General features: G+C 76.2%; 1 protein-coding gene. It reads left to right on the top strand.

The features are described from left to right. A partial coding sequence (locus tag ACLD7X_RS18670; protein WP_425625514.1) for an FAD-dependent oxidoreductase occupies positions 1–479 on the top strand: 479 nt, incomplete at both ends.

Here is a 479-nt window from a genome sequence, read left to right as displayed (position 1 = left end):
GCATCATGGGCCTCTCCGCCGCCTGGGCACTGGACCGGGCGGGGTTCCGCGTGACCATCGTCGAGCGTGCGGCGGTGCCGAACCCCCGCGGCAGTTCCGTGGACGACCACCGGCTGATCCGCCACGCCTATGGCGACCAGCATGGCTACATGCGGATGATCGACCCCGCCTTCGCCGCCTGGGACCTGCTGTTCCGCGACGCCGGGGAACGGCCCTATGTCCGCTCCGGCGTGCTCGCCCTCGCGGCGGCGCCGGGTGGCTGGCTGGCGGAAAGCCGGGCCGCGCTGCGGGCCGACGGCCATGCGGTGACGGAGATCGACCCCGCCGCCATCGCCGCGCGCTGGCCCTTCCTGGCCGCCGGGGGCATCGCCGCCGCCTTCCACATGGCCCAGGGCGGCGTGCTGCTGGCCCGGCGCATCGTCGCCCTGCTGGCCGCGCTGCTGGCGCGGCGCGGCGCCCACCTCCTGACCAGGGAGGCC

Source organism: Aphanothece microscopica RSMan92, assembly GCF_046613545.2.
In the GTDB taxonomy this organism is placed as follows: Bacteria; Cyanobacteriota; Cyanobacteriia; order PCC-6307; family Cyanobiaceae; genus NIES-981.
Note: the sequence above shows the minus strand (reverse complement) of the source record. Positions and strands in the feature narration are given on the sequence as shown.